Source organism: Amycolatopsis sp. NPDC051716 (genome assembly GCF_040681595.1).
In the GTDB taxonomy this organism is placed as follows: domain Bacteria; phylum Actinomycetota; class Actinomycetes; order Mycobacteriales; family Pseudonocardiaceae; genus Amycolatopsis.
In genome coordinates, this window is record NZ_JBFAZA010000009.1 from 249,738 (window position 1) to 272,366 (window position 22,629).

General features: G+C 74.6%; 3 protein-coding genes. All 3 read left to right on the forward strand.

Annotation, left to right across the window (positions count from 1 at the left end):
• Window positions 1–128: 128 nt before the first annotated feature.
• The 3 genes from AB0M30_RS15235 to AB0M30_RS15245 are packed head-to-tail and all read left to right on the forward strand — an operon-like array spanning window position 129 to window position 22,539.
• Entirely contained in the window at window positions 129–20,087 is a 19,959-nt protein-coding gene (locus AB0M30_RS15235; protein ID WP_364584423.1) for a non-ribosomal peptide synthase/polyketide synthase, read from the forward strand.
• Window positions 20,084–21,337 (forward strand): MFS transporter, encoded by a 1,254-nt coding sequence (locus tag AB0M30_RS15240; protein ID WP_364584425.1) that lies wholly within the window; start codon window positions 20,084–20,086, stop codon window positions 21,335–21,337. Before AB0M30_RS15235 ends, AB0M30_RS15240 begins: the two co-directional genes overlap by 4 nt.
• On the forward strand, window positions 21,334–22,539 hold the full coding sequence (locus AB0M30_RS15245; RefSeq protein ID WP_364584427.1) for a cytochrome P450: 1,206 nt from the start codon (window positions 21,334–21,336) through the stop codon (window positions 22,537–22,539). Before AB0M30_RS15240 ends, AB0M30_RS15245 begins: the two co-directional genes overlap by 4 nt.
• Window positions 22,540–22,629: the final 90 nt, after the last annotated feature.

Genomic DNA, 22,629 nt, shown 5'->3' on the forward strand with positions numbered 1-22,629 from the left:
CGGAGGTGCGAGTGTCGCGAATGAGTCATTGGGGACCTCCAGCGCCCCGAATGAGTCATTCGCGGCGCTGAAACCCCAGGCAACCAAGCCCCTGGAACACCGAACTGCGTTGTGAGGACACGAAAGCGATGACCACCTCGAGGAAGAGCCGCATCGACGCGCTGCCCGCGGAACTGCGGGAGACGCTCAAGCGCCGGCTGGCCGGGCGGGCGGAGCGGTCCGACGTGATCGGCCGGGCGCCGCGGGAGAACGCCCTGCCGCTGTCGTTCGCCCAGCAGCGCCTGTGGTTCCTCGACGAGTTCCGCCCGGGGGACGCGGAGTACAACAGCGCGGTGGCGCTGCGGCTGACCGGGCCGCTCGACACGAGCGCGCTCACCGGCGCGCTCGCGCAGCTGGTGGCTCGCCACGAATCCCTGCGCACCACCATCGACGACGCCGGCGGCACCCCGGTGCAGGTCGTCCACGGCGCCCCGGAGATCCCGGTGCGGACCGTCGACCTGACCACCGACCCCGCGTTGCGCCCGGCCGATCTGGACGAGGTGCTGGAGGCGGAGTACGGCCGGTCGTTCGACCTGCGCCGCGGCCCGCTGGTGCGGCTGCTGCTGGTGCGGGTCGCCGAGGGGCACCACGTCCTGCTGATCACCGCCCACCACGTCGTCACCGACGGCGAGTCGATGGGCATCCTGGTCGGCGAGCTCGGCACGCTGTACGCGGCCGCCGTCCGGGGCGAAGCCGCCGAGCTGACCGAACCGGCGGTCCAGTACGCCGATTTCGCCGTGTGGCAGCGGAACCGGCTCGCCGGGCCGGCGCTGGACCGGCACCTCGCCTACTGGACGACCCAGCTGGCCGGCGTCGAACCCCTGGACCTGCCGTCCGACCGGCCGCGCCCGGCCGTGCGCACGACGGCCGGTGCCGTGCACGGCTTCAGCGTCCCGGGCGAGGTCGCGGCCGGGCTGGCCGAGCTGGCCCGGGTCCACGACACCACGCTCTACACCGTGCTGGTCGCGGCCTGCCAGGTGCTGTTCGCCCGCTACACCGGCCGCGGCGACATCGCCGTCGGCACCGTGGTTTCCGGCCGGAACCGGCCCGAACTGCAGCGGACGGTCGGCTTCTTCGTCGACACCGTCGTCATCCGGTCCACTGTGGACCAGACCGTGCCGTTCGGGACCCTCCTCGACGCCGTCCGCACGACCGTGCTGGAGTCCTTCGAGCACGCCGAAGCCCCGTTCGAAAAGCTCGTCGAAGCGCTGCGCCTCGACCGCGACGCCAGCCGCAACCCGCTGTTCGACGCGATGGTGCTGCTGCACGGGAGCCAAGGCGGGCCGGCCGACTTCGCCGGGCTGACCGCCGAGCCGGTCGAGGTGGCCCGCCGCGCCGCCAACTTCGACCTCACCGTCGAGTTCCAGCCGTCCACGGACGCCCTCGAAGGCTCGCTGGAGTACAACACCGACCTGTTCGACGAGCGGACCGCCGTCGCGCTGGGCGAGCACCTCACCGTGCTGCTGACCGCGATCGCGGCCGACGCGACGCGCCCGGTCGGCGAGCTGCCGCTGCTGACCGGGGACGAACGCCACCGGCTGCTCACCGAGTGGAACGAAACCGCGCTGGACGTGCCCGCGGCCACCGTCACCGAGCTGTTCGAGTCACAGGCCCAGCGCAGCCCGGACGAGACCGCGCTCGTCGCCGGGCACGTCGCGCTGAGCTTCGCCGAGCTGAACGCGCTCGCCAACCGCCTGGCCCGCCACCTCGTCGCGCTGGGCGCCGGCCCCGAGCGGGTGGTGGCGCTCGAGCTGCCGCGGACGGCCGAGGCGATCGTGGCCTTCCTGGCGGTGCTGAAGGCGGGAGCGGTGTACCTGCCGATCGACCCCGCCCTGCCCGCCGACCGCAAGGAACTGCTGCTGCGGGACGCCGGTGCCACCCTGGTCCTCACGACCGCCGAACTCGCGGCCGTACCGCCGGAGTACTCCGGCGCGGACCTCACCGACGCCGACCGGCTCGCCCCGCTGCGGCCGGACAACACGGCCTACGTCATCTACACGTCCGGGTCGACCGGCCGCCCGAAGGGGGTGGCGGTCCCGCACCGCAACCTCACCAACCTGCTCTTCAACCACCGCCACGACTTCGCCCCGCCCGGACGGCGGCTGCGGGTCGCGCTGACCGCCACCCTGTCGTTCGACACGTCCCTGGAAGGCCCGCTGCTCATGGCCGACGGCCACGAGCTGCACCTGATCGGCGACGACGTCCGGCTCGACGCCCACGCCCTGGTCGACCACATCGCCGAGCGCCGGATCGACTTCCTCGACCTCACCCCGACCTACCTGCGCCGGCTGATCCCCGCCGGGCTGCTGACCGATCCGCGGCACCGGCCGAAGATCCTCATGCTCGGCGGCGAAGCCCTCGACGACACGCTGTGGCGCGAACTCGCCGGCGCCGAAGTCACCGTGGCGCACAACTTCTACGGCCCGACCGAGTACACCGTGGACGCGGTGTCGTGCCGGGTCGGCGAAACGGGCCGCCCGGTGCTGGGCCGGCCGCTGGCCAACACCCGCGCCTACGTCGTCGACCAGGCCCTGCGGCCGGTGCCCGCCGGCGTGCCCGGCGAGCTGTGCCTCGCCGGGGCGCAGCTCGCGCGCGGCTACCTCGGGCGCCCGGGCCGGACGGCCGGGAGCTTCGTCGCCAATCCGTTCGGGGAGCCGGGGGAGCGGATGTACCGCACCGGCGACCGGGTCCGCTGGACCGCGGACGGGCAGCTGGAGTACCTGGGCCGGCTCGACGACCAGGTGAAGATCCGCGGCTTCCGGGTCGAGCCGGGCGAAGTCGAGGCCGCGCTGGTCCGCCTGCCCGAGGTCGCCGCGGCCGTCGTGGTCGCCAACCGGCCGGACGGCGGCCACGCCCGGCTGGTCGCCTACGTCGTCGGCGCCGGACCGGTGCCGCCCACCGCCGACGAGCTGCGCGCCGCCCTGCGGGCCACGCTGCCGGACTACCTGGTGCCCTCGGCGTTCGTCCCGATCGACGCGATCCCGCTGACCCCGCAGGGCAAAGTCGACCGGCGGGCGCTGCCCGCCCCCGACGCGCCGTCGGACAGCGGCCAGGCTTACGTGCCCGCGCGCACCGCCGTCGAGCACCAGCTGGTGGCCATCTGGTCCGAAGTGCTCGGCAACGACCGCATCGGCGTCGAGGACAACTTCTTCGGCCTCGGCGGCGACTCGATCCTCAGCATCCAGGTGGTCGCCCAGGCCCGCCAAGCCGGCTTGCGGCTCACCTCGCGGGACATCTTCCTGCACCAGACCATCGCCGGACTCGCGACCGCGGTGCAGACCACCGCGATCCACACCCCGGCGGCGGGCCCGGTCGCCGGCCCGGCCCCGCTCACCCCGATCCAGCACTGGTTCTTCGCCACCCACGGGCCGCTGGCCCACTTCACCATGTCGCAGCTGCTCGAGCTGCCCGGCGGCGTCGACCAGCAGGCCCTGCGGACCGCCCTCGACGCGGTCGTCGCCCACCACGACGCCCTGCGGACCCGGTTCTTCACCGTCGACGGCCAGTGGCGGCAGGAGATCACGCCGGAGCCGCCGACCGGCGTCCTGCGGATCCGGGACCTGTCTTCGCTCGGCGAAGCCGGGCAGCGCGCCGGCATCGAGGCCGCGGCCGCGCAGGTGCGCGCCGGCCTGGACCCGGCGACCGGCACCCTGGCCGGCGCGGCGCTGCTCGCCCGCGGCACCCGGCCGCCGCTGCTGTTCCTGGCCGTGCACCACCTGGTGGCCGACGGCGTTTCGCTGCGGCTGCTGCTCGGCGACCTCGAAACCGCCTACGGCCAGATCGTGGCCGGGGCACCGGTCCGGCTCGCGGCCACCGCCACGCCGTTCACCCAGTGGGCGCACCTGCTGGAGCAGCACGTCCGCGCGGGCGGCTTCGACGACGACCTCGAGCACTGGACGCGGGTGGCGCGCCGGGTCCCGGCGGCACTGGCCGCCGACCACGCCGGCGCGGGCACCACCGGCTCCACCCGCACGCTGACCGTGACCCTCGGCGCCGAGGACACCGACGCGCTGCTGCACCGCGTCCCCGCCACCTACCGGACCCAGGTCAACGACGTGCTGCTGAGCGCCCTCGGGCGGGCCTTGGCCGACCGCACGGGCGAAGACGGCGTCCTGATCGCCCTGGAAGGGCACGGCCGCGAGGACTTCCTCGACGGCGTCGACCTTTCCCGCACCGTCGGCTGGTTCACCACGCAGTTCCCGGTGGCGCTCGACCTGCCGCCGTCGGGGGACTGGGGCGCCACCCTCAAGGCGGTCAAGGAGCAGCTGCGGGCCGTCCCGCGCCGCGGCTTGAGCTACGAAGCCCTGCGGTACCTCGGTGAGCCCGGCGCGCCGGGACACGCGCTGCAGGCGTTCCCGCTGCCGCAGATCTGCTTCAACTACCACGGCCGCTGGGACGCCCAGGCCGGCGCGGACGGGCTGTTCCGCGGCCGGCACGACAGCCCGGGCGCCGACGTCGCCCCGGACGAGGCCAGCACCTACCAGCTGGACGTGACCGGCGTCGTCGAATCCGGCGAGCTGTCGCTGACGTGGTCCTACTCCGACCAGGTCAACGACTCCGGCACCGTCCGCGAGCTGGCCGAGGCGATGCTCGCGGGCCTGCGGGAGATCGTCGCCCACTGCGCGCGACCCGGCAGCGGCGGCCGCACGCCGTCGGACTTCCCGCTCGCCCGGCTCGACCAATCCACTGTGGACAGAATCGCCGGCGACGGCCGCGCCGTCGACGACATCTACCCGCTCACCCCGCTGCAGGCGGGCATGCTGTTCCACAGCCTGCTCGACCCTGCCGCCGACGCCTACGTCGACCAGGCGCGGATGCTCCTGGACGGGGTTCGCGACCCCGACGCGTTCGCGCAGGCCTGGCAGCAGGTCGCCGACCGCACCCCGGTCCTGCGGACCGAACTCGTCTGGGAAGGTGTCGAGGACCCGGTGCAGGTCGTGCGGCACCGGGCGGTCGTCCCGATCACCCGCCATGACTGGCGTGGCCTGTCCGAAGCCGAGCAGAGCGCCCAGCTGGAGCGGCTCTCGGCCGGCGACGCCGCCACGGGCCTGGACCTCACCACCGCGCCGCTGATGCGGCTGGCGATCATCGCGCTGACCCACGACCGCGTGCTGCTGATGTGGACCTCCCACCACATCGTGCTCGACGGCTGGAGCCTGGCCCAGATCTTCACCGAGGTGTGCGAGCAGTACGCCGCGCTCACCGAGCACCGGATCCCGCGGGTGCCGGCGCACCGGCCGTTCCGCGACTACCTCGGCTGGCTCGCCGCGCAGGACGTCACCGCGGCCGAAGACCACTGGCGCGGGGTGCTGTCCGGCTTCGCCGCCCCGACCCCGCTGCCGTGGGACCGGTCCCCGGCGCAGGCGCACCGGACGCGCTCGTCGCGCACGGTCCGGACGTCGTTGTCCACTGAGGACACAACGCGGCTGCGGGAGGTGGCCCGGCGCCACGGCCTGACCGTCAACACGCTCGTGCAGGGCGCCTGGGCGCTGCTGCTGGCCCACTCCAGCGGCGAGTCCGACGTCGTGTTCGGCACCACCGTCTCCGGCCGTCCCGACGACCTGCCGGGCGTGGAAACCATGATCGGGATGTTCATCAACACCGTCCCGACCCGGACGTCGATCGAGGGCGGCGAGCGGGTGCTGCCGTGGCTGCAGCGGCTGCAGGACGAGCAGAACCAGGCCCGCCGCTACGATTTCCTCGCGCTCGGGAAGCTGCGCGCCCTCAGCGACGTCCCGCCGGGGGAGAACCTGTTCGACAGCATGGTCGCGTTCGAGAACTACCCCTTCGACGAGAACGCCGCCGCGCAGGCGGGTGTCACCCTGCGGGAGGTGACCGCCCTCGACGCCACGACGTTCCCGGTCACCCTGCGCGCCTACGTCGACCGGCGCCTGGGCTTCGAGCTGGGTACCGACCCGGCCCTCTTCGACGAGGAGACCGCCGCCGCGATGGCGGCCCGGCTGGAGACCCTGCTGCTCGGGCTGGCCGAGAACCCGGACCGCCCGATCGCGCGGCTGCCGTGGCTGTCGGCCGAGGACCGCGCCGGGCTCACCGCCGACCGGCCCCCGTCGCTGCCCGCCCCCACCATCACCGAGCTGTTCGCCGCCCAGGTCGCGGCGCACCCGGACGCGGTCGCGCTCACCGGCGACGGCGTCTCCCTGACCTACGCCGAGCTCAACGCGCGGGCGAACCGCCTGGCGCACCGGCTGATCGAGCTCGGCGCCGGGCCCGAGCGGTTCGTCGCGCTGCGCCTGCCGCGCTCGCCGGAGCAGGTCGTCGCGATCCTCGCCGTGCTCAAGGCCGGGGCCGCCTACCTGCCGATCGACCCGGCCACGCCCGCCGAACGCGTCGACCGGATGCTCGCCGACACCGATCCGGTCGCCGTCCTCGCTCCCGAAGACGTCGACGTCGAGACGGGCCCCGAGACCGACCCGCCGCCGCGGTGCACTCCGGACCACCCCGCCTACGTCATCTACACCTCCGGCTCGACCGGGCTGCCCAAGGGCGTGGTGATCCCGCACCGCAACGTCACCCGCCTGTTCGCCGCGACCGACGCCCGGTTCGGCTTCGGCGCCGAGGACGTCTGGACGCTGTTCCACTCCTACGCCTTCGACTTCTCCGTGTGGGAGATCTGGGGCCCGCTGCTGCACGGCGGCCGGCTCGTCGTCGTCCCGCACGCGGTGTCCCGGTCGCCGCGGGAGTTCCTGCGCCTGCTGGCCGACGAAGGCGTCACCGTGCTCAACCAGACGCCGTCGGCGTTCTACCAGCTCGTCCGGGCCGACGAGGACGACCCGGAGGTGGGCGCCCGGCTCGCGCTGCGGTACGTGGTCTTCGGCGGCGAGGCCCTGGACACGCGCCGGCTGGCCGGCTGGTTCGCCCGACACGGCGACCGCACGCCGCGGCTGGTGAACATGTACGGCATCACCGAAACCACCGTGCACGTCACCCACCACGACCTTTCATCCGATGTGGACACTCCGGGGATCATCGGCACCGCCCTGCCCGACCTGCGCGGGTACGTCCTCGACGCGGATCTGAACCCGGTCCCGGCCGGGGTGCCCGGCGAGCTCTACGTCGCCGGCGACGGCCTTGCCCGCGGCTACCTCGGCCGCCCCGGGCTGACCGCGGCCCGGTTCGTCGCCGACCCGTTCGGCGCGCCCGGCACCCGGATGTACCGGTCCGGCGACCGGGTGTCCCGCACCCGCGAGGGCGCCCTGCGCTACCACGGCCGCGCCGACCAGCAGGTGAAGATCCGCGGCTTCCGGATCGAGCCGGGCGAGATCGAAGCCACCCTGCTCGCGCTCCCGGAAGTCGGCTCGGCGGCGGTACTGGCCCGCGAAGACGAGCCCGGGCGCAAGCGGCTGGTCGCCTACGTCGTCGCCGCGACGCCGGCCACGCCGCCGAGCACCGCGCGGCTGCGGGAGCACCTCGGCCGGTCGCTGCCGGACTACATGGTGCCCTCGGCGTTCGTCATGCTCGACGAACTGCCGTTGACCCGCAACGGAAAGCTCGACCAGCGCGCGCTGCCGGCCCCCGCCGCGGCGGCGCCGGAAAGCGCCGAGTTCGCCGAACCCCGCACCGAAACCGAGCGCACGGTCGCGGCCGTGCTGGCCACCACGCTCGGCCTGGAGCGCGTCGGGGCCGACGGCAACTTCTTCGAGCTGGGCGGGGATTCCATCCTCAGCATCCGGTTCACCTCCGCGCTGCGGGAGGCCTTCGGCGTCGAAGTGTCCCCGCGCACGGTGTTCGACCACCCGACGGTGGCCGGCCTGGCGGCCGCGCTGCCGGCCGCGTCCGCCACGCCGCTGACGGCCGCGATCACCCCGGTGGCCCGCGACGCCGAGCTGCCGCTGTCCTTCGCCCAGCAGCGCCTGTGGTTCCTCGACGACTTCGCACCCGGCAGCACCGACCACGTCACGGTCTTCGGTGTGCGGCTGCGCGGCGACCTGCGGCCCGACGCGCTCGGCCGCGCGCTCACCACGCTGATCGCCCGGCACGAATCGCTGCGCACCACGTTCCCGGCCGTCGACGGCCGGCCCCGCCAGGTCGTGGGGGAGCCGTGGCAGCTCGCGCTGCCGGTCACCGATATCTCCGGTCCGGCGGCGGAGGAGGAGCTGCGGCGGCTGCTGGCCGAGGACCTCGCCCGGCCGTTCGACCTCGCCCGGGGCCCGCTGCTGCGGGCGCGGCTGGTCCGCTTGGCCGCCGGCGACCACGCGCTCGTGCTGTCCCTGCACCACATCATCACCGACGGCTGGTCGATGGGCGTCCTCGTCGGCGAGCTGGCCACCCTCTACGGTGACGAGCGGGTCGACCTGCCGGCGCTGCCGGTCCAGTACGCGGACTTCGCGGCGTGGCAGCGCGAGCGCCTCACCGGCGACTTCCTCGACGAGCAGCTCGGTTTCTGGCGCCACGAGCTCGACGGCCTGCGCCCGCTGGACCTGCCGGCCGACCGCCCGCGCCCGGCCACCCGGACGTCGAACGGCGCCGAGCACGAGTTCGCCCTCGGCGCCGAGGCCCTCGCCGGGCTGCGCCGGCTGAGCCACGACCGCGACACGACGCTGTTCACCGCGCTCGTCGCGGCCTGCCAGCTGGTGCTGCGCCGCTGGTCCGGCCAGGACGACGTCGCCGTCGGCACGGTGACCTCCGGCCGCGACCACCCGGAGGTCCAGGACCTCGTCGGCCTCTTCGTCAACACCGTCGTGCTGCGGTCCCAAGTGGACGGTCGGCGGGGCTTCGGCGAGCTGCTCGGCGCGGTCCGCCGGACGGTCCTGGACGCCTTCGCCCACCAGGAAGTGCCGTTCGAGCGGATCGTCGACGAGCTGAGCCCCGAACGGGACCCCAGCCGCACCCCGCTGTTCGAGGTTCTGGTGACCCTGCAGAACGCCGGCAACCGCCTGCCCGCCCTCGCCGGGCTCACCGCCGGCGAACTGACGCTGCCGATGACCACCGCGGGCTTCGACCTGAGCGTCGAGTTCGAGGAGGGGCCCGACGGGCTGCGCGGCCTGCTGAACTACAACACCGACCTGTTCGACGCGGCGACGATGCGGCGCTTCGCCGAGCACCTCACGGTGCTGCTCACCGCCGTCGTGGCCGACCCGGACCGGCCGGTCGACGCGCTGCCGCTGCTGCCCGCCGCCGAACGCGACCTCGTCGTCGAGACGTGGAACGCCACCGATCGGCCGGTGCCGGACACGACCGTCGTCGAGCTGTTCGAGGCCCAGGCGGCCCGGACCCCGCACGCGACCGCGCTCGTCTGCGGCGACACGACGCTGACCTTCGCGGAGCTGAACGCGCGCGCCAACCGGGCCGCGCGGGTGCTCGTCTCCCGCGGTGCCGGGCCCGAGCGGCTGGTGGCGGTCGCGCTGCCGCGCTCGGCCGACCTGGTCGTCGCGATCCTCGCCGTCCTCAAGGCCGGCGCGGTGCACCTGCCCCTGGACCCGGAGCTGCCCGGCCGCCGGCGCGAAGCGCTGCTGGCCGACGCCCGGCCGGTGCTGGTGCTCACCGAACCGGTCGTCGCGGAAGAAGCGGACACGAACCTCACCGACGCCGACCGGTCGGCGCCGCTCACCCCGGACCACGCCGCCTACGCGATCTACACCTCCGGCTCCACCGGCACCCCGAAGGGCGTGCTCGTCGGCCACCGCGCGCTGGCCAACTTCGCCGTCGACCACGCCGGCCAGTTCACCGCCGCGGCCGGGAAGGACCGGCTGCGGGTGGCGCTGACCGCGGCCTTCTCGTTCGACGCGTCCTGGGAAACCGTGCTGCTGATGCTCACGGCCGGGCACGAGCTGCACGTGATCGACGCCGAGACCCGGCTCGATCCGGGCGTGCTGGCGGGGTACGTCGCCGAGCACGGGATCGACCTGGTCAACTCGACGCCGTCGTTCGTCCGGCACCTGCTGGACGCCGGGCCCGGGGACCACCGCCCGCCGGTGCTGCTGGTCGGCGGGGAAGCCGTCGGCGAAGCATTGTGGCGCGACCTGAGCGACCGCAACGGCGTCACCGCGTTCAACCTCTACGGCCCGACCGAGTGCACCGTCGACGCCACCTTCTGCCGGATCGGCGAGACCGCGCGCGAGGTGATCGGCCGCCCGCTCGGGAACGTGCGGACCTACGTCCTGGACGACCGGCTGCGCCCGGCGCCGATCGGCGTGCCCGGCGAACTGCACCTGGCCGGCGTCCAGCTGGCCCGCGGCTACCTGAACCGGCCCGGGCTGACGGCGGACCGCTTCCGCGCCAACCCGTTCGGCCCGCCCGGCAGCCGGATGTACGCCACCGGCGACCGCGCCCGCTGGACCGCCGAGGGCTACCTGGAGTACCTCGGCCGCGTCGACGACCAGGTCAAGATCCGCGGCTTCCGGATCGAGCCCGGCGAGGTCGAGGCGGCGCTGCGGGCCCTGCCCGAGGTCGCCGACACGGTCGTCGTCGCCCGCCGCGACGACGGCCACGCCCGGCTGGTCGCCTACGTCGTCCCCGCGGAAGGGGCCGCCGCGGACCCGGCACGGCTGCGGACGGCGCTGAAGTCGACCCTGCCCGACCACCTGGTGCCGTCGGTGTTCGTTCCCGTGGACCGGCTGCCGCTGGCCACCAGCGGCAAGGTCGACCGCCGCGCGCTGCCCGCGCCCGCCGTCCACCCGGCCCCGGCCGAGGGCCGGACCGCGCCGCGCACCGCCACCGAACGGCTGCTGGCCGAGATCTGGGCCGACGTCCTCGGCGTCGCGGGCCCGGGCGTGGACGACAACTTCTTCGCCCTGGGCGGGGATTCCATCCTCAGCATCCAGGTCGTCTCGCGGGCCCGGCGCCACGGCCTGCGCCTGACCTCCCGGGACGTCTTCCGCCACCAGAGCATCGCCGGGCTCGCGCTCGTCGCCGGCGCCGAAGCGGCCGCCGAACCCGAAGGCGGGTTCACCGGCTCGGCGCCCCTCACCCCGATCCAGCGGTGGTTCTTCGAAACCGGCCACCACGACCACTTCACGATGTCCACGCTCGCCGAACTCGACCCGGACGTCGAGCTCCCCGCGCTCGAGACCGCGCTGGCCGCGGTGCTGGGCCGCCACGACGCCCTGCGCACCCGGTTCACCCGCACCGGCGACGACTGGCGGCAGGAGTTCCGGCCCGACGCGGAAATCCCGGCGCTGCGGCACGTCGAAGCGTCCGAGTCGGACACAGTGGACATCGCGGCGGTGGCCGCCGAAACGCGCGCCGGGCTGCGGGTCGAGCACGGCCCCCTCGTCGCGGCGGTGCTGATCACGTCGCCGGAGCGGCCGCCGCGGCTGCTGCTGGTCGTCCACCACCTCGTGGTCGACGGCGTGTCCTGGCGGATCCTGTTCGACGACCTGGAAACCGCCTACCGCCAGGTGGTCTCCGGCCGGCCCGCCGAGCTCGGCCCGGCCCCGGTCAGCTACCTCCGCTGGGCGGACCGCCTCGCGGGGCACGCCTTCGAAACCGAGCTGCCGTACTGGACCGAGGTGCTCGACGGCGTCGTCCCGGACCTGCCCGTCGACGCGGCGGGGGAGAACACGGCCGGAAGCACCCGCACGGTCACGGTCGGCCTGGACCCCGAAACCACCGACGCCCTGCTGCACCAGGTCCCCGAGGTCTACCGCACGCAGATCAACGACGTCCTGCTCAGCGCGCTCGGCCGGGTGCTGGCCCGCTGGACCGGCCGCGAGCGCGTCCTGATCTCGCTGGAAGGGCACGGCCGCGAAGAGATCTTCGACGACCTCGACCTCTCCCGCACGGTCGGCTGGTTCACCGCCGAGTTCCCGGTCGCGCTCACCGTCGGCGCGGAGGACGGCTGGGGATCGACGCTGAAGGCCGTCAAGGAACAGCTGCGGGCCGTCCCCGGCAAGGGCCTCGGCTACGGCGCCCTGCGCTGGCTGACGCCGGACTCGCCCCTGCACGACGGTCCCGTGCCGCAGATTTCCCTGAACTACCACGGACAGTGGACCGCCGGTGGCGACGACGACGGGCTGTACCGCGGCTGGGGCGGCGACCTCGGCGACGACATCGACCCCGGGCGGCCGCGCACGACCCTGCTGGACGTCGTCGGCATCGTCGACGGCGGCCGGCTCGAACTCGCCTGGACCTACGCCCCCGGCGTGCACCACGAGGACACCGTGCGCGACCTCGCCGAGCAGGTCCTCACGGCCCTGCGCGAGATCGCCGGGCACTGCGCCGGCCCGGACGCCGGCGGCCGCACGCCGTCGGACTTCCCCCTGGCCCGGCTGAGCGCGGCCGAACTGGACACGGTGGCCGGCGACGGCCGCGCGGTCGAGGACGTCTACCCGCTGACGCCGCTGCAGGCCGGGATGGTGTTCCACACCCTGGTCGACGACGGCTCCCCGGCCTACTTCGAGCAGGTCCGCATCCGCCTCGCCGGCGTCACCGACCCCGCCGCGCTCGCCGCGGCCTGGCAGCGGGTCGTCGACCGGACCCCGGTGCTGCGCACCCGGCTCGTCTGGACGGGGGTCGAAGAGCCCGTGCAGGTGGTGGACCGCGCCGCGACCCTGCCGGTCACCCACCACGACTGGCGCGACCTCGGTCCGGAAGAGCGCGAAACCGCGCTGCGGGAGGCCCTGGCGGCCGACCGGGCCGTCCCGTTCGACCTGACCCGGGCCCCGCTGACCCGGCTGACGATCGGTGCGCTGCCCGGCGACGAGGTCGACCTCGTGTGGACCTCCCACCACGTGCTGTTCGACGGCTGGAGCTCCGCGCAGGTCTTCGCCGAAGCCTGCGAGCAGTACGCCGCCGCGACCGCCGGTGTCCGCCCGGCCCTGGTCACCCGGCGCCCGTACCGCGACTACCTCGGCTGGCTGGCCGGGCGCGACCAGGCCGCGGCCGACGCGTTCTGGCGGGACACCCTGGCCGGCTTCGACGCGCCGACCGCGTTGCCCTACGACCGCCCGCCGGCCGAAGCCCACCAGTCCCGCTCCACCGATTCGGTCCGGATCGAGCTGCCGCCGGCCGCGACGTTGCGGCTGCGGGAGTTCGCCCGGACCCACGGCCTCACCGTCAACACCGTCGTGCAGGGCGGCTGGGCGCTGCTGCTGGCGATGCTGTCCGGTGACCGTGACGTCGTCTTCGGCACCACCGTCTCCGGCCGCCCGGCGGACTTGGCCGGCGTCGAGACGATGATCGGGCTGTTCATCAACACCATCCCCACCCGCGTCCGCGTGGACGGCACCCAGCCGGTCGGGCAGTGGCTCGGGCAGCTGCAGACGGCGCAGAGCGAGGCTCGCGACCACGACTTCGTGTCGCTGGCCCGGCTGCGCCCGCTCAGCGACGTTCCGGCGGGGCAGAACCTGTTCGACAGCATGGTCGTGTTCGAGAACTACCCGATCAGCGAACCCGCGACCGCGGGCGCGCCCCGGGTCGTCGAGGTCGCCTCGGCCGACGCCACGAACTTCCCGCTGTGCCTGCGCGCGTCCCTCGACGAAGGCCTCGCCCTCGACCTCGCCTACGACCCGGCGCTGTTCGACCGCGACACCACCGCGGCCCTGACCGACCGGCTGGTCCAGCTGCTCGACGCCGTCACCGCGGACCCGGACCGGCCGCTGGCCCGGGTGCCGTGGGTCGCCGCCGCCGAGCGCGCCCGGGTGCTCGCCGACGCCCACGGTCCGCGCGCCGCCGGGACACCGTCCACGGTGCCCGCGCTGTTCGCCGACCAGGTGCGGCGGCGTCCGGACGACGTCGCCGTGCTCGCCGGCGACCGGACCCTGACCTACGCCGAACTCGACGAGCGGGCGAACCACCTGGCCGGGCGGCTGACCGGCCTCGGTGTGGCCGTCGAGGACCGGGTCGGGCTGCTGCTGGAGCCCTCGGTCGAGCACGTCGTCGCCGAACTCGCCGTGCTCAAGGCGGGCGCGGCCTACGTGCCGCTGGACACCCGGGCGCCGCACGAGCGGCTGCGGGCCGTGCTCGCCGAGGCCGGCGTCTCGGTCGTGGTTTCCGGCGACACCTGGGTGCCGGCCGCCGAAGCCGTCCACAGTGGACCGGTGCTGACCGTCGGCGAGCGGCACTCGCGGACCGCGCCGGAATCCGCCGTGGTGCCCGAAAACCTCGCCTACGTCATGTACACCTCCGGCTCCACCGGCGTCCCCAAGGGGGTTGCCGTGCGCCACCGCGACATCACCGCGCTGGCCCAGGACGGCCGGTTCGCCGGCGGCGCCCACACCCGGGTGCTCGCGCACTCGCCGCTGGCCTTCGACGCCTCCACCTACGAACTGTGGGTCCCGCTGCTCAACGGCGGCGCGGCGGTCCTGCCCGACGGGCCCGACCTGACCGTGGAATCGTTGCGGCGCGCGGTTTCCGCGCACGGGGTGACGGCGGCGTGGCTGACCGCCGGGCTCTTCCGGCTGCTCGCCCAGGACGCCCCGGACGGCCTGCGCGGCCTGCGCGAGGTGTGGACCGGCGGCGACGTCGTCCCGCCCGCCGTGGTCCGGGCGGTCCAGGCCGCCTGCCCCGGCCTCGTCGTGGTCGACGGCTACGGCCCCACCGAAACGACCACCTTCGCCACGTCCTTCCGGATGACCGGCGAGGCGGGCGTGCCCGAGCCCGTGCCGATCGGCCGGCCGCTCGACGGCATGCGCGCGTACGTGCTGGACGCCGACCTGCGGCCGCTGCCCGCCGGGGCGCCCGGCGAACTCTGCCTGGCCGGTGCGGGCCTGGCCCGCGGCTACCTCGGCCGGCCCGGCCTGACCGCCGAGCGGTTCGTCCCCGACCCGTTCGGCGCGCCGGGGGAGCGGATGTACCGCACCGGCGACGTCGTCCGGCACGGCGCGGACGGCGAGCTGGTGTTCCTCGGCCGCTCCGACGACCAGGTCAAGCTGCGCGGGTTCCGGATCGAGCTCGCCGAGGTCGAGGCCGTGCTGGCCGCCCACCCGGCGGTCGCCCAGGCGGTCGCGACCGTCCACACGGACGCCGCCGGCACGCGGCGGCTGATCGCGCACGTCGTCCTCACCGCCGGCCGGACCGCGGACCCCGCCGGGCTGCGCGGCCACGCGGCCGCGTCCCTGCCCGAGTACATGGTGCCCGCCGTCGTACTCGTGCTGGCCGCGCTTCCGTTGAACCGCAACGGGAAGGTCGACCGTCGCGCGCTGCCCGCCCCGGACGGCCCGGTGGCGTCCCGGCGGCCCTACGCCGAGCCGGCCACCACGACCCAGCGAGCCGTCGCCGGCATCTGGCAGCGGCTGCTCGGGGTCGACCGGGTCGGCGCGCAGGACAACTTCTTCGAGCTCGGCGGCGACTCGATCCTCAGCATCCGGCTGGTGTCCCGGCTGCTGGCCGAATGCGGCGTGTCGCTGTCGCCGCGGGCGGTGTTCGCGCACCCGACGGTCTCCCGCCTCGCCGCCGCGATCGAAACCGTCGGGGCCACCGCCCAGGACCCGATCCCGGCCGTGCCCCGGGACGGCGAGCTGCCGCAGTCCTTCGCCCAGCAGCGCCTGTGGTTCCTCGACGAGTTCGAGCCGGGTGGCACCGAGTACGTCACCAGTTCCGCGGTGCGCCTGCGCGGCGCGCTGGACGTCGGCGCGCTCGCCGAGGCGTTCACCGAGCTGGTCGCCCGGCACGAACCGCTGCGCACCACGTTCGGCTCGGCCGACGGCCACGGCGTCCAGGTCGTGCACCCGCCGTCGCCGGTTCCGCTGCCGGTCGTCGACGCTCGCGAGGAGGAGCTCGCGAACATCCTGCGGGCCGACGGCGAACAGCCCTTCGACCTCGGCGAAGGGCCGCTGCTGCGGGCCAAGCTGATCCGGCTCGCGCCGGAGGAGCACGTGCTCACCGTGGCGGTGCACCACATCGTCACCGACGGCTGGTCGAACGGGCTCATCGCCGAGGAGGTCGGCGCGTTCTACGCGGCGGCGCTGCGCGGCGAACCGGCGGACCTGCCGCCGCTGCCGGTGCAGTACGCGGACTTCGCGGCCTGGCAGCGCGGCCGGCTCGCCGAGCGGGTCCTGGCCGGCCAGGTCGACTACTGGGCCGGGCGCCTGCGCGACCTCACCCCGCTGGAGCTGCCCACCGACCGGCCCCGGCCGCCGGTGCGCACCACCCGCGGGGCGACGCGCGAGATCGTCGTCCCGGCGGCGGTGACCGCGCGGCTCGAGCAGGTGAGCCGGCAGCGTGAGACGACCCTGTTCACCACGCTCGTCGCCGCGTGCCAGGTGCTGCTCGGCCGCTGGGCCGGCCAGGACGACGTGGCCGTCGGCACGGTCACCTCCGGCCGGGAGCGCCCCGAGCTCGAAGGGCTCGTCGGGTTCTTCGTCAACACGCTGGTGCTGCGCTCGCGGGTCCGCCCGGACCTGGCGTTCACGGCGTTCCTCGACGAGGTCGCCACCGGCGTCCGCGCGGCGTTCGACCACCAGGACCTGCCGTTCGACCGGGTCGTCGACGCGGTGCAGCCCGGCCGCGACCCGAGCCGCACGCCGCTGTTCCAGGTGATGGTGGTGCTGCAGAACAGCCCCCGCGAAGCGGCCCGGCTGCCGGGCCTGGAGACCGAGGAGCTCCCGCAGCCGGCGACGGCGGCGAACTTCGACCTGACGCTGGAGTTCCAGCCGGACGGCGAAGTCCTGCGCGCGGCGCTGACCTACAACACGGACCTGTTCGACGCGGCCACGATCGACCGCCTGGCCACCCACCTGGGTGTCCTGCTGGCGGGCGTCGCGGACGACCCGGACCGGCCGCTGGCCCGGCTGCCGCTGATCGGCGCGGCCGAGCGCGAGCTGGTCCTGGGTGCCTGGAACGACACGGCCGTCCCGGTGGAGCCGCGCACGCTGCCCGAGCTGGTGTCGGCCCGCGCGCGGCGGACGCCGGACGCACCGGCGGTCATCGCGGGCGAGACCCTCACCTACGCCGAGCTGGAGAGCCGCGCGTCCCGGCTGGCCCGGGTGCTGGCCGGGCACGGCATCGGCCCGGAGCGGATCGTGGCCCTGGCCCTGCCGCGGTCGGTGGAGATCGTGGTGGCGCAGCTCGCGGTCCTGAAGGCGGGCGGAGCGTTCCTGCCGGTGGACCCGACTTACCCGATCGAGCGCATCACGTTCATGCTCGCCGACGCCCGCCCGGCCCTGGTGCTGACGCTGGAGGGCTTGGCACCCCCGGCGCCGGAGGGAGTGGAGGTGCTGGCGCTCGACGACCCGGGGCTGTTCGACATCGCGGTGCCGGGAGGCGGGGGCGAGGATTCGGCCCGGCCCGCCGCCGAGGCGGCAACATCGGCCGCTCCCGCTCCCGCATCGGCTGAGCCGGCCACTCCTGCCACTGCATCGGCTGAGCCGGCCGCTTTGGCTGAGCCAGCCGGTCCCGCCGCCGCATCGGCTGAGCCGTCGGCCGTTTCGGCCGAGCCGTTCCCGCCCGTCCCGGTCCGGCCGGAGCACCCCGCATACGTCATCTACACCTCCGGCTCCACCGGCCGTCCCAAGGGCGTGGTCGTCACCCACGCCGGGCTGGCCTCCTTCGCCGCCGCCGAAGCCGAGCACCTCCAGGTCACCGAAGGGGACCGCGTCCTGGCCTACTCTTCGCCCAGCTTCGACGCGTCCATCCTGGAGCTCTGCCTGGCGCTGCCCAGCGGCGCCGCGCTCGTCGTGGTGCCACCCGAGCCGCTGCTCGGCGAACCCCTCGCCGAGTTCCTCACCGCCCACCGGATCACCCACACCCTGATCCCGCCCGCCGCGCTGGCCACCGTTCCGGCCACCGATCTGCCGGACCTGCGCACCCTCGTCGTCGGCGGCGACGCCTGCCCGGCGGAGCTCGTCGACCGGTGGGCGCCCGGCCGGCGGATGATCAACGCCTACGGCCCCACCGAATCGACGATCGTCGCGACCTGGAGCGACCCCCTGGAACCGGGCACGCCGCCACCCATCGGCCGGCCCATCCCGAACACCCGCGGCTACGTGCTCGACGCCGCGCTCCAGCCGGTGCCGGTCGGCGTGGCCGGCGAGCTGTACGTCGCCGGGCCGAGCCTGGCCCGCGGTTACCTCGACCGGCCGGGCCTGACCGCCGACCGGTTCACCGCCAACCCCTTCGGCGCGCCGGGGGAGCGGATGTACCGCACCGGTGACGTCGTCCGGTGGACCGCTGCCGGGCAGCTGGAGTTCACCGGCCGGGCCGACGACCAGGTCAAGGTCCGCGGCTTCCGCATCGAGCTCGGCGAAGTCGAGGCGGCGCTGACCCGCCACCCCGGGGTCGCCGCCGCCGTGGCCGCCGTCCAGCAGGACGAGTCGGGGCACAAGCGCCTGGTCGCCTGCTTCGTCGCCGAACCGGGCGCCGGCCCGGTCGGCGCCGCCGAACTGCGGGAGTTCCTGAGCCGGTCGGTGCCGGGCCACCTGGTGCCCGCCGCACTGCTGGAGCTGCCCGCGCTGCCGCTCGGGCCGAGCGGCAAGGTCGACCGCCGCGCCCTGCCCGCGGTCGCCGCCGCGGCCGAGCCGGCCACCCGCCACGTCGAGCCGGTGACCCCGGCCGAGCGCGCGCTCTGCGAGATCTGGGCCCAGGTCCTCGGCCTGGACCGGGTCGGCACCGCCGACAACTTCTTCGAGCTGGGCGGCGATTCCATCCTCAGCATGCAGGTCGTGTCCCGGGCCCGGCAGGCCGGGCTGCGGGTGTCCACAAAGGACATCTTCCTGCACCAGACCGTCGCCGCGCTGGCGCCCGAAGCCGGCGCGGTGGCCGAGGAAGCGGCGGCGGACGGGCCGGTCGTCGGCGAGGTCCCGCTGACCCCGATCCAGGACTGGTTCTTCGCCACCCACACGGTCAACCCGCACCACTTCAACCAGTCGATGCTGCTCGAGCTCGCCGACGGCTTCGACGCCGGCGCGCTCGAGCGGGCCCTGGCCGCGGTGTGGACCCACCACGACGCCCTGCGCATGCGGTTCATCCGCACCGAAGCGGGCTGGCGCCAGCACAACGCCGACGTCGAGCCGGTGCCCGGGCTGCGCCGCGAGGACCTGACCGCCGTACCCGCGCCCGGCCGGGCGGCCGCGCTGGAGCGGATCGCCGACGGCGTCCACGCCGGGTTCGACCTCGCACGAGGCCCGCTGCTGGCGGCCGTTCTGGTCACCGCCGATCCGGCGTGGCGGCCGCGGCTGTTCCTGGCCGCGCACCACGTCGTCGTCGACGCCGTCTCCTGGCGGATCCTGCTCGACGACCTCGACACCGCCTACCGCCAGGCCGCCCGGGGCGTCCCGGTCGACCTCGGGCCGCGGACGACGTCGTTCCGGGACTGGGCGCACCGCCTGCGTGATCACGTCCGCGCCGGCGGCTTCGACGACGAACTGGCGTACTGGACCGGCCTGCCCGCCTCGGGCGCGCTGCCGGTGGACCACGACACCACCGGCACCGACGGCGACACGGGTACCGCAGAAGTCACCGTGGCGCTGGACGCCGCCGACACCGACGCCCTGCTGCGGTCGGCGCCGTCGGCCTACCGCACGCGCGTCAACGACGTCCTCCTCGCCGCGCTGGCCTGGGCGCTGGCCCGGTGGACCGGCCGCCCGGACGTGTCGATCGCCCTGGAGGGCCACGGCCGTGAGGACATCCTCGACGGCGTCGACCTCAACCGGACCGTCGGCTGGTTCACCACGCTGTTCCCGGTCGCGCTGTCCCTCGAGGACACCGGCACCCCGGACTGGCGGACGCTCGTCAAGTCCGTCCGCAAGCAGCTGCGGGCCATGCCGGGCAACGGGTTCGGCTACGGTGCCCTCCGCCACCTCGGCGACCCGGACGTCCGGAAGCAGCTCGCGGAAACCGGGCCGCAGCCGGAGATCTCGTTCAACTACCTCGGCCAGTGGGACGGCTCCGGGGGCGCCGGGACGGCGTCCGAGAGCCTCTACGCCGCCGCCTGCGGCTCGCTCGGCCTCGACCACGACCCGGCCGAACACCACCCGCACCTGCTCGACCTGGTCGGTGCGGTCCAGGACGGCGAGCTGGTGTTCTCGCTGATCTACCAGCCCGGCCGGCACGACCGGCGGACCGTCGAAGCGGTGGCCGGCGACTTCGCGGGTGCCCTGCGGCGGATCGCCGCCGACTGCCAGGCCCCGGGCCGCCGGAAGGAGCGGCGGTGACCACGCGGCTTTCGCGCAACCGCAACTACGGGCTGCTGTGGGGCAGCCAGGCGCTGTCGGAGGCCGGGTTCAGCGCGTCGATGATCGCGTTGCCGCTGCTGGTGCTGGCGGTGACCGGCTCGCCGGCGCTGTCCGGGCTGGTGCTCGGCGTCGACGCGATGGCCCAGCTGGTCGCCGGGCTGCCCGCCGGCGCTTTGGCCGACCGGTGGGACCGCAAGAAGATCCTGCTCGGCTGCGAAGCGGCATACGCGGTGGCGGTGGCGAGCCTGGTGGCGGCGATCTGGTGGGACGGCGTGAGCATCCCGCACCTGATCGCGGTGGCGGCGGTCATGGGCTGCTGCCGGTCGCTGTTCGGCCCGGCCGAAGGCGCGATGCTGGCCGGGGTGGTGCCCCCGGCCCAGCTGCCCACGGCGGTGGCGATGAACTCCGCGCGCGGCGCGCTCGGCCAGCTGTCGGGCACCGCGGTCGGCGGGTTCCTCTACGGCATCGGGCGAGCCGTCCCGTTCGCCTTCGACGTGCTCGTGCACCTGATCTCGCTGGTCGCGCTGACCTTCGTCCGGGCGCCGCGCCGCGAGGCCGCCCGGCTGGAGGGCGGGCACCTCGGCCGGGAGATGGCCGAGGGGCTGCGCTGGGTGTGGAGCGAACGGCACGTGCGCGTCACGGTGGCGTGCGCGGTGAGCCTGAACTTCTTCTTCAGCGCCTACTACATCGTCATCATCGTGCTGGCCAAGGAGCGGGGCGTCACCTCGGGCGAGATCGGCGTGATGGCCGCGATGCTCGGCGTCGGCGGGGTCGTGGGGTCGCTGATCGCGCCCTACCTGCAACGGCGGCTCAGCCCGTACGTGTCGATCATGAGCGTGTTCTGGGTGCTGACCCTGCTGACCCCGCTGGCGGCCGTGATCCACGACGGCTACCTGCTGGGCGCGCTGTTCGTCGCCATGGCCCTGCTCCCGCCGACCGCCAACACGACGATCGGGACCTACCAGCTGCTGCTCACCCCGGACCGGCTGCGCGGCCGGCTGACCAGCGTGATGGGCGTGATCGGCGGGGTGTCCGCGGCGACCGGGCCCGCCTTCGGCGGCCTGGTGGTGCAGGCGTTCCCCGGCACCGGCGCCGTCGTGCTGTGCGCCGCCGGGATCGCCCTGGTCACCATGGTCGTCACGGTCAGCCCGACCCTGCGCCGGTTCCCCCGCAGCGACACCCTCGTTCCCGCCCCCGAGCCGACGACCACCGAGGAGAAGACGTCATGACCACCCAGGAACCCGACCTCGCGTTCGCCTTCGAAGACCTGCTGGCGCGCTCGGCGGAGCTGCGCGAGCGCGGCCCGGTGCACCAGGACGAAGAGCGGGGGCTGTGGCGGGTGCTCGACCACCCGGGCGTCTCCCGGGTGCTGTCCGACCCGGCGGCGTTCTCGTCGGACTTCAGCGGGCTCACGCCGGTCCAGGAGGACTTCGAGACCTTCCGCAAGGGCAACTTCGTCGGGATGGACCCGCCGGACCACCGCAAGCTGCGCACGCTGGTCAGCCAGGCGTTCACCCCGCGGGTGGTGGCCGGCCTCGAGCCGAGGATCCGGACGATCGCCGGTGAGCTGCTCGACGAGGTCGGCGGGGCGTCCCGCTTCGACGTCGTCGACGCGCTCGCCTACCCGCTGCCGATCATCGTGATCGCGGAGCTGCTCGGCGTCCCGGTGGCGGACCGTCCGCTGTTCACCCGCTGGGCCCAGGTCCTCTTCAGCGGCGACCAGCTGGGGGAGTCGGCCGACATGGCGGACATCCAGCGGGCCCTCGACGCGATCGCCCCGACGATCCGCGAGATGAACGCCTACATCCTCGACCACATCCGGCACCACCGCGCCCACCCGGGCCCGGGCCTGACGAGCCGGCTGGTGGAGGCGGAGTTCAACGGCGAGCGGCTCGAGGACCAGGAGATCGTGGGGTTCGTCGCGCTGCTGCTGATCGCGGGCCACATCACGACGACCGCGCTGCTGGGCAACGCGATCGTGACGTTCGACCGCAACCCGGCCGCGGCGGCGGCGCTGCGGTCCTCGCCGGCCGGCCTGCCGGCGGCGCTGGAGGAAGTGCTCCGGCTGCTGCCGCCGTTCCCCGAGCTGGGCCGCCGCACGACCCGCGAGATCGAGCTGGGCGGCCACCGCATCCCGGAGAACTCGATCGTGATGGCGGACCTGGCGGCGGCCAACCGGGATCCGGCGTTCTTCGACCGGCCGGACGCGTTCGAGCCGGCGCGGACCCCCAACCCGCACCTGACGTTCGGCCACGGCATCCACTTCTGCTTCGGCGCGCCGCTGGCGCGGCTGGAGGGCCGGATCGCGTTCGAGGTGCTGTTCGAGCGCTACCGCGATCTGGCGGTCGCGACGGACGCGCCGGTGGTGTTCCAGAACCCGTCGGTGATCGTGAGCGTCCGGCACCTGCCGCTGGACGTGGAGCGGGCCTGAGCGGCCCTCGGCTGACGCCGATGGGTGGTCCGAGGTTCCGGATGGGCCTTCACTGGGTAGCCCAGAGGTGTGAGCTGAGCAGGTGATGCC